The 11521-nt window shown below is 63.4% G+C and carries 8 protein-coding genes and 2 rRNA genes; 4 read left to right on the plus strand and 6 right to left on the minus strand.

What is annotated here, in order from left to right; genetic code table 11:
• The 3 genes from ACUJB0_RS09185 to ACUJB0_RS09195 all read left to right on the plus strand — a co-directional run.
• A 23S ribosomal RNA gene (locus ACUJB0_RS09185) occupies window positions 1-78 on the plus strand; the annotation flags it as partial.
• A 128-nt stretch (window positions 79-206) separates the two neighbouring features.
• Window positions 207-319: ribosomal RNA gene (rrf, locus tag ACUJB0_RS09190) — 5S ribosomal RNA — on the plus strand.
• A gap of 188 nt (window positions 320-507) precedes the next feature.
• Window positions 508-4410: a two-component regulator propeller domain-containing protein gene (locus tag ACUJB0_RS09195; RefSeq protein ID WP_444844967.1), complete on the plus strand. Its 3903-nt coding sequence runs from the start codon at window positions 508-510 to the stop codon at window positions 4408-4410.
• A gap of 9 nt (window positions 4411-4419) precedes the next feature.
• Here the strand turns inward: ACUJB0_RS09195 and ACUJB0_RS09200 are convergent, their stop codons facing one another.
• The 5 genes from ACUJB0_RS09200 to ACUJB0_RS09220 form a co-directional block, all read right to left on the minus strand.
• The gene (locus tag ACUJB0_RS09200) at window positions 4420-4761 is read right to left on the minus strand and encodes a DUF1840 domain-containing protein (RefSeq protein WP_161087478.1); all 342 of its coding nucleotides are present in this window, start codon (window positions 4759-4761) and stop codon (window positions 4420-4422) included.
• A 171-nt stretch (window positions 4762-4932) separates the two neighbouring features.
• Window positions 4933-5439, minus strand: a complete 507-nt coding sequence (locus ACUJB0_RS09205) for a hypothetical protein (RefSeq protein WP_444844968.1) — start codon at window positions 5437-5439, stop codon at window positions 4933-4935.
• Window positions 5439-7145: a M1 family metallopeptidase gene (locus ACUJB0_RS09210; RefSeq protein WP_444844969.1), complete on the minus strand. Its 1707-nt coding sequence runs from the start codon at window positions 7143-7145 to the stop codon at window positions 5439-5441. Before ACUJB0_RS09210 ends, ACUJB0_RS09205 begins: the two co-directional genes overlap by 1 nt.
• Window positions 7146-7221: 76 nt before the next feature.
• Window positions 7222-7527, minus strand: a complete 306-nt coding sequence (locus ACUJB0_RS09215; RefSeq protein WP_444844970.1) for an SDR family NAD(P)-dependent oxidoreductase — start codon at window positions 7525-7527, stop codon at window positions 7222-7224.
• A 78-nt stretch (window positions 7528-7605) separates the two neighbouring features.
• Window positions 7606-9117 carry a YifB family Mg chelatase-like AAA ATPase gene (locus tag ACUJB0_RS09220; protein WP_444844971.1) on the minus strand — a complete coding sequence of 504 codons (1512 nt, stop codon included), beginning with the start codon at window positions 9115-9117 and terminating at the stop codon, window positions 7606-7608.
• Window positions 9118-9337: 220 nt separating this feature from the next.
• Here ACUJB0_RS09220 and ACUJB0_RS09225 point away from each other — a divergent pair, with 220 nt between their 5' ends.
• Window positions 9338-10564: a hypothetical protein gene (locus tag ACUJB0_RS09225; RefSeq protein WP_444844972.1), complete on the plus strand. Its 1227-nt coding sequence runs from the start codon at window positions 9338-9340 to the stop codon at window positions 10562-10564.
• Between the two features lie 15 nt (window positions 10565-10579).
• Here the strand turns inward: ACUJB0_RS09225 and ACUJB0_RS09230 are convergent, their stop codons facing one another.
• A complete protein-coding gene (locus ACUJB0_RS09230; protein WP_444844973.1) occupies window positions 10580-11446 on the minus strand; it encodes a MurR/RpiR family transcriptional regulator in 867 nt (288 codons plus the stop codon).
• Window positions 11447-11521: the final 75 nt, after the last annotated feature.

Below are 11521 nucleotides of genomic sequence, written 5' to 3' on the forward strand. Positions count from 1 at the left end.
GGACGTTGATAGGTCAGGTGTGGAAGTGCAGTAATGCATTAAGCTAACTGATACTAATTGCCCGTACGGCTTGTCCCTATAACCTTAGCAGGTTATGGTGAATGAGAAGTACGTTGAAACGTTCGTTGATACAACTTCATTACCCCATTTACTTACTGATTCCAGATTCGGAGCGCCGCTGAAAGCGTCGCTCGTACAAGTCAATGCCTGATGACCATAGCAAGTTGGTCCCACCCCTTCCCATCCCGAACAGGACCGTGAAACAACTCTGCGCCGATGATAGTGCTGCAACCAGTGTGAAAGTAGGTTATCGTCAGGCTAGTTATATAGAAGAGCCCCACCAAGTGATCTTGGTGGGGCTTTTCGCATTCCGTGGCCATTTGTTCAGCGCGGCACCGCCGCGCTTCACTATTAAAAAAGCCCCTTCTGGTGATCCAGTCGGGGCTTTTTTTCGTGCGGATTTATCTTTGTGCATTAGAATGGCTTGCATCACGGAGACGCAGCCCTATGCCAGGTTACGCAATACGGTTTATCTTTTTATGCGGCTTGCTCTTGCAGGCGCTTGCGCACGCTGCGCCGCTCAGCCTGCGGTTTGAACATCTCGGCATCGAACAGGGACTGACCCAGGAATCCGTGACCGCCGTCCTGCAGGACCGGCACGGCTACATGTGGCTGGGCACGCAGGCGGGCCTGAACCGCTACGATGGCTACCGCACGACAGCGTTCAAGAACGATCCAGCCAATCCCCACAGTCTGCTCGACAACTACATTCATGCCCTGTACGAAGACGGCAACGGCACGATCTGGATCGGCAGCAAGGGCGGCCTGGACCGCTACGATCCCGCGACCCAATCGTTCGTTCACCAGTCCAGCAAGAACGGCAACCTGACCGTATTCAGCATCGCCGGCGATGGCCAGCAGGGATTATGGCTGTCCACCAGCGACGGCTTGCAGCATCTGGATATCGCCAGCGGCCAGGTGCGGACGTTGCGCCATGCGGCGGCCGATGCCAACAGCATCGCCGACGACCGCGTCGGCGCGCTGGCGCGCGACCAGCATGGCAATCTGCTGGTGGGGACGGCCAGCGGCGTGGAAATGCTGGTGGCCGGTGGCAGCAAGTTCCGCCACCTGTCGTCGCAGGACGGCGCCGCGCCATCCAACAACATTCAGGCGCTGTCGATCGGTGCCGACGGCGTGCTGTGGGCCGGCACGCTGCAAGGCTTGCAGGCCTGGCGCCTCGGCACCGACAACGCCGAGCGCATCCCGCTTGCGCCGGCCGATGCCTTGCACGATCAGCGCATCACCGCGCTGCTGCATGACAGCGATGGCGTACTCTGGGCGGGCAGCTATGCCGACGGCCTGAAGCGGCGCGATCCGGCGACGCGGCATTTCTACACCTATCGGCACAACAGCCAGGACCGGCATGGCGTCGGCGACAACCAGATCAGCGCGCTTTACCAGGACCGCACCGGAACGCTGTGGGTCGGCACCTGGTACACCGGCCTGGACTGGGTGGACCTGACCAGCGGCGGCTTCGAGCGCTATACCGAGTATCCGGGCGTGATGCCCAGCATCAGCAACAACAAGGTGCGCGTGGTCATCGGCGCGGGGCCCAACAAGTTCTGGCTGGGCACCGGCAACGGCTTGACCTTGCTCGACATCGTCAAGGGCGATACCGAGGTCTGGCGTCACAACGAACGCGACCCGGCCAGCCTGCCGGGCGACCAGATTCAGGCTCTCCAGATCGATCAGCGCGGCCGCTTGTGGGTCGGCAGTTCAACCGGGCTTGGCCGGCGCGACGCGGCAGGCGGCCCGTTCACGCGCGTGGTGCTGGATGCCGATCCCACCTCGGCAACGATACAGCGCATCCTGCTCGACCACGCCGGCGTGATCTGGGTCGCATCGCGCGTGGGCCTGCACCGCGTCGATCCGCAAACCGGCGCGATCAGCACGTGGCGCCACGACTCCGCCGACCCAAACAGCCTGGACGGCCGCATCTATTCGCTGATGGAGGACAGCCACGGCGTGCTGTGGCTCGGCACGGAGAACGGTCTCGACCGCTTCGACCGAAGCACCGGAAAATTCCGCCACTATCACCACGAGCCCGGCAAGGCGGACAGCATCAGCCACAAGCGCGTGCATTACACCTACGAGGACGACAAGGGACGCCTGTGGATAGGCACGGCCGCCGGCTTGTGCCGCGCCGAGCAGGGCGCCGACGGCGAACTGCATTTCCGCTTTTATCCGACCAGCAGCGGCCGCGCGCCGGATCCGGTCGGCGCCATCCTCGCCGACGAGCACGGCCATCTGTGGATCAGCAGCACGGCCGGCCTGACGATGCTCGATCCCGCCACCGGCGCGTTCAAGGAGTACACCTCGCGCGACGGCCTGATCGACGGTTCCTACTTCATCGGCTCCGGCTACAAGGCTGCCGATGGCATGCTGTTCTTCGGCGGCCTGTCCGGCCTGACGGCCTTCCACCCATCGCGCATCCGCGACAACCCGCATGCGCCGCCGGTATCGATCACGGATTTTTCCATCTTCAACCAGTCCATCCTGACCGGCCAGCCGCGCGTCGATGTGCTGGAGAAGGGACCGATCTACGAGGCGCGCACGCTCAGGCTGGGCTATCGCGACGCCGTGTTTTCATTCGAGTTCGCCGGCCTGCATTACGCCGATCCGCAGCGCAACCGCTTCGCCTACCAGCTGGAAGGCTTCGATCCGCAATGGGTGACGGCCGACGCCGGCAAGCGCTTCGCCACCTACACCAATCTCGACGCCGGCCGTTACGTGTTCCGCGTCAAGGCCGCCAACAAGGACGGCGTCTGGAGCCGCGAGCCGGTGGCGGTGGAGGTGATCATCGCGCCGCCGCTATGGAAGACCTGGTGGTTCCGCCTGCTGATGCTGACGCTGGCGTTGGGCAGCGTGTACCTGCTGTTCCGCATCCGCATCCGCATGCTGGTGCGCCAGAAGCACGCGCTGGAGGCGGAGGTGGGCAACCGCACGCGCGAGCTGGTGCAGCAGAAGGAATCGATCGAGCGGCAGAAGCGCGAAGTCGAGCACCAGAAGGAAAGCGTGGAGCTGGCGCACCGTAACATCTCCCTGCTGTCCGACATCGGCCGCCGCATCACGGCCAACCTCGACAGCGAGGCCATCATGTCGATGCTGTATCAACAGGTGCATGCGCTGATGGACGCCAGCGTGTTCGGCATCGGCATCTACCGGCCCAAGGAAGAGCTGATCGAGTATCCGTTCGCGATGGAAAAGGGCAAGCGCTACGCGCCATACACGCGCAGCATGCGCGAGCCCAACCAGTTGGCGGTCTGGTGCATCAATCATGCGCAGGAAGTGTTCATCAACGACCTCGAGCACGAGTACCCGCGCTACATCAGCCATCTCGCGCTGGTCTCCGGCGCCGACGACATGGGCACGCTGGAGGACGGCTCGCTGCCGACCGAGCCGCGCTCGCTGATCTACGTGCCGATCTCGGTGGCTGGCCAGGTGCGCGGCGTGATCACCGTGCACAGCTACCGCAAGCACGCCTACCAGCGCATCGATCTCGACATGCTGACCACGCTGGCGTCCTACGTGGCGGTGGCGTTCGCCAACGCGGATTCCTACCGGCAGTTGCGCGACACGCAGCAGCAACTGGTGGAGCGCGAAAAGCTGGCGGCGCTGGGTTCGCTGGTGGCCGGCGTTGCGCACGAGCTGAACACGCCGATCGGCAACAGCCTGGTGATCGCCAGCACGCTGGAGGACAAGACCCAGGAGATCGAGCAGCGCCAGGCCGGCAACACGCTGCGCCGTTCCGACCTGAGCAACTTCATCGAGGCGTCGCGCGAGGCGTCGACGCTGCTGATGCGCAGCCTGCACAACGCGGCGGAACTGGTGAATAGTTTCAAGCAGGTGGCGGTGGACCAGGCCAGCGCCAAGCGGCGCCATTTCAACCTGCACCAAGCCAGCCAGGAAATCGTGACGACGATGAAGAACCAGATCCGCAAGGCCGGCCATCAGGTGGAACTGGAAATGCCGGACGATATCCAGATGGACAGCTTCCCCGGCCCCTACGGCCAGGTCATCATCAACCTGATCAACAACGCGCTGTTGCACGCGTTTGAAGGACGCAGCGGCGGCGTCATCAAGATATGGGCGGTGCGGCTGGGACCGGACCAGGTGCGGATTGTGTTCCAGGACGATGGCAAGGGCATTCCGCTGGAACACCAGGCGCGCATCTTCGATCCGTTCTTCACCACCAAGCTGGGACAGGGCGGCAACGGCCTGGGCTTGAGCATCACCTACAACATCGTCACCTCGCTGCTGGACGGCAGCATCCGGGTGGACAGCGCGCTCGACGTGGGCACGCGTTTTACGCTGGATCTCCCGCTGACGGCGACGCTGGCGGGAGACTGAAGGACGGGCTTAGACGCCCCAGATGATGCTCTCGTTTTCCTGTTTGGCCGAGCGCAGCATTTCCAGCAGCGGGAAGGCGCGGGCGGCAAAGCCAACCCGTTGCATCACGGCATGTTCTACCGTTTCGCCGTCTTCCTGCTCGTGGGCGTGCACATCGTGCTCGACGTCGGTCTCCGGATGCAATTTACTGGCTGCAACTTCGTTTTCCAGCACCGACAAAGCCTCTGCCGCTTCCTGCGCCGTGATGACACCACGCGTAGGATTTTTGTGGAGCAAGTCCAAGATGCGCTGAGCATGTTCCTGGTACATCAGCACTTCCGGGCTGGACTTCGATTTGAAGGAAATTAACATAGTGTGCTTTCTTAATCTTGTGGTGGAACGATAGCACGGTGCACCGTTTCTTGCCGTAGCGGTAGCCGTAATCGAAACATTAGGCCTTGGGCATTACTATACAAGAGGTCGACCCGTCCGTATGAGCGGTAGCGCACATCGTTAAGCCATTCCTAAGTCCCGCGCCGCGTTTCAGTTCAGTTTGAAGGAACTGAGATAGGTTTCGACCGTATCCTGCACGATATTCTTGTCGCGGCCCATGACGATGACCTGGTAGATCCGCTTGTCCCTGGCGACGAAGTGGCCGATCAGGCGCATCGCCTCGCCGTTCTGGCTGCCCTTGGCCTCGACATCGAGCGTGGCCTGCTTGCCGTCGGCCGATGATTTGTTGCTGGTGACGGTGGCGCCGATATTGCTGACCAGCGCGGTCTTCATCGCCTCGATCGCGGCCGGGCCTTGGGCCGCGTCCGGCAGCTGGGCGCTGCCGACCGCGAAGATCACGCCGTTGACCTCGGCCGCGGTCATCGTCATGTTCACCGCCAGCGTATCGAGCTGGATGCTGCGGGTCTGGCTGGCGGGCTTGCCGGGGAACAGCACGGCGTAGGGCGCGTCGCTGCTGCGGTAGTCGCGCCAATCGTATTGCGGGCTGCAGGCCGACAAGGCGGCCGCCAGCATCAGCGCCAGGGAGATTTTTTTCATCAGGACTTTGCTTTCTTTTTGCGTTGTTCTTCCTGGCGCCGCCAGTCGTCGATCTGGGCTTGCTGGCGCAGCACGCGCGAGTTCGGATCAATGGTGTACAGCGCCTGCGGCGGCAGCGTCAGTTCGCCGGTGCCGTCGGCCATGGCCAGCTTCTCGATGCGGCCGTTGACGCGCACTTCCAGCGGCATCGGGAAGGCGCCGCCATCCTTCAGCTTCCAGCTCAGCTTGAGCTGCTGGCCGTGGCGCTCCTCGACCAGCTCCGGCAATGCGGCGTGGTACAGATAGGCATCGAAGAACCAGCCCAGGTCGCGACCGCTGGCCTCGTTGGCGAAGGTGATGAATTCCTTGGTGCTGCCGTAGCGCGGCGCGAAGTTGCCAGGCTTGGGCGCGTCGGTGCCGTAGACCAGGCGGCGCGTGGCGCGGAAGAAGGCGTCGTCGCCGATCAGGTTGCGCAGCGTATGCAGGATCAGCGAGCCCTTGGTGTAGATGTCGTTGCCGGGGCCGCCGCGTTCGTCCTCGTAGACGTCCTCCACGCGCTTGCTCTTGTCGCTGACCACGGGCACCTTGTTGAGCAGGGACTTGCGCTGCGTGAACAGCTCGGCCTGGAACTCGCGCTCGCCACGGAGATGCTCCAGGTACAGCGGCTGCATATAGCTGCCGAAGCCTTCATGCAGCCACATGTCGTCCCAGTCGGCGTTGGTCATCTGGTTGCCGAACCACTCGTGCGACAGTTCGTGATGCAGCAGCCAGTCGTAGCCCATCGGCGACTTGGCGTAGCCGTTGCCGTAGGCGTTGATGGTCTGGTGTTCCATGCCCAGGTGCGGCGTCTCGACCACGCCCATTTTCTCGTCGCCGAACGGGTAGGGGCCGATGCGGGCCTCGAAGAAATCGAGCATCGGCGCGAATTCCGCGAACAGGCCCTGGGCTTGTTTGTCGTGCCCCTTCAGGTACCACATGCGCAGCGGGATCTTGTTGCCGTAGCGGCTGTCGTATTCGCCGGACAGCAGCTCGTACGGGCCGATGTTCAGCGCGACGCCGTAGGTGCTGGGGTTCTTGGCGCGCCAGTGGTAGGTGCGCCAGCCGTTCTTCTCATCCATGCCGAGCGCGACGCCATTGCCCGCCACCACCAGCGGAGACGGCACGCTGATGTGCAGGTCGATCAGCTTGGGCTTGCCTTGCGGGTGGTCGATGCAGGGCCAGAACAGATCGCAGCCTTCGCCCTCGACGGTGGTGGCGATCCATGGCTGGCCGTCCTCGGTTTTACTCCACGTGAAAGCGGCGTCCCATGGTGCGTGCGAGGCCACATGCGGCACGCCGTGGTAGCGGATGCGCACGGTCGTGCGGGCGCCGGCCGCCAGCGGCGTGGGCAAGGTCAGGTAGAGGCGGCCTTCCGGATTGCTGATCGCCGACGGCGCCAGCTGCACGCCGTCCACGCTGGCGAAATCGATGGGCAGGTTGCGGTCCAGCTCGACCGCGATGCGGGTCAGCGGAGCGCTCGCCAGGAAAGTCAACGCGGCGTCGCCGCTGATGCCGCGGGTGGCGGGATCGACGCGCAGCGCCAGGTCGGCCTGCTCGAACGTGACGGCCAGTTGTTCAGGCGCGCGCGGATTGCCGGAGTTGGCGGTGAAGTCGGTCAGCGGCGGCTGGGTGCTGGCGCAGCCGGCCAGCAGCGCGCCGGCGGCAAGGTAGAAGGGCAGGCGTGTCATCGATTTCCCGTCGGGTTGTAAGGGTAGCAAGCAATATAGCAGCAAGCCCGGCGAAGAGGTGACGCTTAGCGCTGGCCTAGGCAGAATTTAGCATGGGCTCGGCTTCGCGCGCGGGGTCATGGATGCTGCCGTCGTTATAGACGTCGTCGATGCGGCCGAACATGCCCAGGGTGGCGCGCACCACGCCGAGCCATCCGGCGGCCGATGACACGTCGGCATCGAGCGTGGCCGCGCGCTGGCCTAGCATGAGCGCGGCGCGCCGGCAGGCGGCGTAGTCGGCGCCGACCAGCATGACGCGGGCGCCGTTGGCGATATAGAACTCGGCGCGCGCCCGGCCGTCGGGGCGGTCGGCGCCGGTGACGATGAATGCTTGGTTTTGCATGTGTCCTCCCGGATTGATGAGCGCACTGTAGGCTGTCTGCACGAGGGAGGAAATCCGTTCCTTGCTTTGGAATTGGGTTCAGCGGTCGCGCAGTGCGCGCCGGTACTGGATCGCTTCGAAGACATGGTTTGCAAGGATGCGCTCGCTGCCGGCCAGGTCGGCGATGGTGCGCGCCACGCGCAGGATGCGGTGGTAGGCGCGGCCCGACCAGTGGAAGTGTTCCATGCCTTGTTTCAGGTTGGCCTTGCCGTGGCGGTCGAGCCTGCAGTATTGGTCGATTTCGCGCGTGGTCAGGTACTGGTTGCGCTTGCCCTGGCGTTGCAACTGGAAATTGGCCGCCGCCTGCACGCGGGCGGCGATCACCTGCGATGGTTCGCCGTCGGCGTCGGCCGCCAGGATCTCGGGATCGACCGGGCCGACTTCGATCTGGATATCGATACGGTCCAGCAGCGGGCCGGAGATGCGGCCCTTGTAGCGCTGGATGATGTCCGGCGAGCAGCGGCAGACACCGCTGATGTGGCCGTCGTAGCCGCAGGGGCAGGGGTTCATCGCCGCGATCAGCTGGAAATGCGCGGGGAAGTCGGCTTGCCGGGCGGCGCGTGAGATGGTGATGCGGCCCGACTCCAGCGGCTCGCGCAGCACGTCCAGCACGTTGCGAGCGAACTCGGGGAGCTCATCGAGAAACAGCACGCCCCGGTGCGCCAGCGAAATCTCGCCCGGCCTCGGCACGCTGCCGCCGCCGACCAGCGCCGCGCCGGACGAGGTGTGATGTGGCGAGCGGAACGGGCGGCGCTTCCAGTGCTCGATGCGGAAGCCACCCGTCAGCGATTGCACGGCGGCCGCCTCCAGCGCTTCCTCGTCGGTCATCTCCGGCAGCAGTCCGGCGAAGCGCACCGCCAGCATGGTCTTGCCCGCGCCCGGCGGACCGACCAGCAGAACCGAGTGATTGCCGGCCGCCGCAACCTCCAGCGCCCGCTTGACGAACAGCTGTCCCTTGACGTCGGCGAAGTCGGGATACTCCTGCTGCGTCACCAGCGGCGCCGATTCGTGGCGCGACAGCATCGACTCGACCGACTTGGCGGCAAAGTGGCTGCACACCTGCAGCAGCGATTGCGCCGGGTAGATGGCGGCGTTGCCGACCAGCGCAGCCTCGTCGGCGTTGGCCAGCGGCAGGATGAAGGCCAGGGTGCCGCCGTAGCGGCGCGTGGCCAGCGACATCGCCAGCGCGCCGCGTATCGGCCGCAATTCGCCGGACAGGGACAGCTCGCCGGCAAACTCGTACTGATGCAGGCGGTTGGAGGGGATCTGTTTGGAGGCGGCCAGAATGCCCAGCGCGATCGGCAGGTCGAAGCGGCCGGACTCCTTCGGCAAATCGGCTGGCGCCAGATTGACGGTGATGCGTTGAGCGGGAAACTCGAACCCGCCATTCTGGATGGCGGCGCGGACGCGATCCTTGGCTTCCTTGACCTCGGTGTCGGCGAGCCCGACGATGGTGAACGCGGGCAGCCCATTGGCCAGATGCACTTCGACGCTGACCTCCTGCGCCTCCATGCCCGCCAGGGCGCGGCTTTTGAGTACGGCTAGGCTCATGGGTTAGCGGACACCAGTGGGATACCAGCCGCCAGCGTAGCCCAGGCCCGCCACCGTGCTTTGCGCTAGCCCAAACGGGCGGAGCGTAGGGCGGAATTTTTTTGGAGGGCGGCATCAATAGCCTTGAGATTGCGCAAAAATATTTCAATTTCACTTGCGGCCATCGTCAGATCCAATACAGTGTTTGCGTGCGGTAACGTCGCGCTCCCTTGGACATCGTATGGAGTTCCCTTTGGCAAAACGAAATAAGCATATAGAGGCGCTCTTTGATCGGCTGTTCCAGCTTCTCGGCGTAAGCGATCCGGGCTCTGGGCACGAGTTTTTAAAGTCGTTGAGAGGCGATGCGCGATCCAATAAACGAAATTGGCAAGAGCGCCTGAATGAGTATTTAAATTCGCTTCAGGATCAGGGAAAACTGAGTGAATCCGAAATCGATGAACTGCTCGCGCTGGCCAGCGAGTGTCCGGTGCCTCCGCCCAGAAAATGGGTGGCGTGGTCTCCGTTAATCTGGCTGATTTTTGGGGCATTCGCGGTGCTTGGGATCACTACCTATAATCGTACCAGCGTGCAGTCGACGGTATTTATTGCGGCAGTCGCCGCCGCTGGCGCATATACGGGGTGGTTACGAAATGGACGCCCCAAGCGCCAAAAACCGCCTGGAATAACGGCGTGGGAGCGGCCCGCGTGCGCTGCGTTGTATGCGGTGGCCAGCGTCGCGATCGCGGTCCTGATACCGTTGTTGTCACAAGTTAGCTATTTCGAATACCTGCGGCATGGGCATGCCGCCAGGTCTAACGAGTTCAGGAAAGATCCAGACGGCATGGTCGCATTCCAGAACCTCGCGAAGGTCCATTATGGAATCGATGTCGTGCTAAACGACCCTGATGACGATTGGGTGGGCACCACGCTCGCTTTGAAGGGCGCGTCGCCGGCATTCATCGATACCAACGCAGGGTACTGTGTGCTGAGCTTTGACAGTTCTTCGCTGCGCTTGGACTTCGGCATTGAGAACCCGCGGTTAATGAAGGCGTGGACCAAGGGTATCCTCATGCATGAGATGGGACATTGCCTCGATATTTCGCGGGACCAGCGCGGTTTTGGGGAAAAGAGCAGTCTCGGCTCCCGTTCCATTGCACCGTCCATTTCGCAATACGTGTATGACGTCCAAAGTTATGCGGATGCTGCGAATAAGGACTCGTCCAAACTCTGGCGGGAAGCTTACGCGGATATCGTCGCCATCGGCTACTGGAAAATCGCGGAGCCGGACAGCCACACGATTCTTACCGCAAATCTCCGGGCTGAGCGTGTCAAAAACGTGCGCGATACGATACACCGGACGATGTGCTGGATCGATGCGGCCAAATCGAAGGCGGCGCCGGCGTCGATGGAGAATCTTCCCGCCTGGGCGGATGACATCCGTTCAAAGACGCGCTGCCCGGGTGTTTGACGAGCCCAAGCGCGTCTACAACTCCTTGAGCTCCGTGTGGAGTTCCTCGATCCGTATCAGGCGCTGCCGCCCGGCGACGCCGGCCTTGTCGATCACCTGTGACGCCAGCACGTGGCATAGCGCCATCACGGCCGCGTGGTTGTCCAGCGGCGTGGTGCTGGTGGTGTCGCATTTCAGCACCCAGGTCGCGCCCAGGTCGCTGCGGTTGGCCGAATCGGTGATCAGCAGGGTACGCACGCCGGCCCGGCTGACCGCCGTGATCAGCGCCGCCAGGCCCGGCGTGCGGCGGCGCAGGCCGAACACGATGAACAGGTCGTCCGGCTGCAGGCCCACCAGGTATTCGCCCATGGTCTCGCCCGAGACCGGCAGCAGGTAGACGTTGTTGCGGAACTGGATGAACTGCCAGCGCAGATACGCCGCAAAGAAATAATTGTTGCGCTGGCCGAATACCCGCACCTGCCGCGCCTCGGCGATGGCGCCGCCGATCACGTCGATGTCGGCGGCCGACATGCCGGCGAAGGTGCCCTGGATATTTTGCACGCTGGCCGCGACGTGCTGTTCAAACGGCCCCTGCGCCTCGGCTGACTCGTCATCCGCTCCCTTGCGGTCCAGCAGGTACAGCGGCGATCCCCAGTCCATGTTCTGCCGCGACAGCCGGCGCATCTGGTCGTAGTTCTCGTAGCCCAGGCGCTGCACCAGCCGCGTCATGGTCGCGTTCGAGACGCCGGCCATCCTCGTCACCTCGGAAGCGGAATAGCTGGCCAGTTGACCCGGCGCTTCCAGGATGACAATCGCCAGCCGCCGTTCCGCCTGCGGTAGCTGGTCCAGATGTTGCTGTATCCAGCTCGACAGGTCGGCGGCGGAGGAAGTTTCTTTTGTCATGGCAGGCATTTTAAAGCCATCCAGACCCGGCGTGTGGACGTCACGCGACTATCCGACCCCTATTTCCATGACCGG

This window comes from Duganella caerulea, assembly GCF_040362985.1.
GTDB classification, from domain to species: Bacteria; Pseudomonadota; Gammaproteobacteria; order Burkholderiales; family Burkholderiaceae_D; genus Rugamonas; species Rugamonas vulcania.

Excerpts from the sequence above, each read along its gene's own strand:
- ACUJB0_RS09205 (WP_444844968.1), bottom strand. The coding sequence starts at position 5,439 with ATGAAAAAAATCTCCCTGGCGCTGATGCTGGCGGCCGCCTTGTCGGCC.
- ACUJB0_RS09220 (WP_444844971.1), bottom strand. The coding sequence starts at position 9,117 with ATGAGCCTAGCCGTACTCAAAAGCCGCGCCCTGGCGGGCATGGAGGCG.
- ACUJB0_RS09200 (WP_161087478.1), bottom strand. The coding sequence starts at position 4,761 with ATGTTAATTTCCTTCAAATCGAAGTCCAGCCCGGAAGTGCTGATGTAC.
- ACUJB0_RS09215 (WP_444844970.1), bottom strand. The coding sequence starts at position 7,527 with ATGCAAAACCAAGCATTCATCGTCACCGGCGCCGACCGCCCCGACGGC.
- ACUJB0_RS09230 (WP_444844973.1), bottom strand. The coding sequence starts at position 11,446 with ATGACAAAAGAAACTTCCTCCGCCGCCGACCTGTCGAGCTGGATACAG.
- ACUJB0_RS09195 (WP_444844967.1), top strand. The coding sequence starts at position 508 with ATGCCAGGTTACGCAATACGGTTTATCTTTTTATGCGGCTTGCTCTTG.
- ACUJB0_RS09210 (WP_444844969.1), bottom strand. The coding sequence starts at position 7,145 with ATGACACGCCTGCCCTTCTACCTTGCCGCCGGCGCGCTGCTGGCCGGC.
- ACUJB0_RS09225 (WP_444844972.1), top strand. The coding sequence starts at position 9,338 with ATGGAGTTCCCTTTGGCAAAACGAAATAAGCATATAGAGGCGCTCTTT.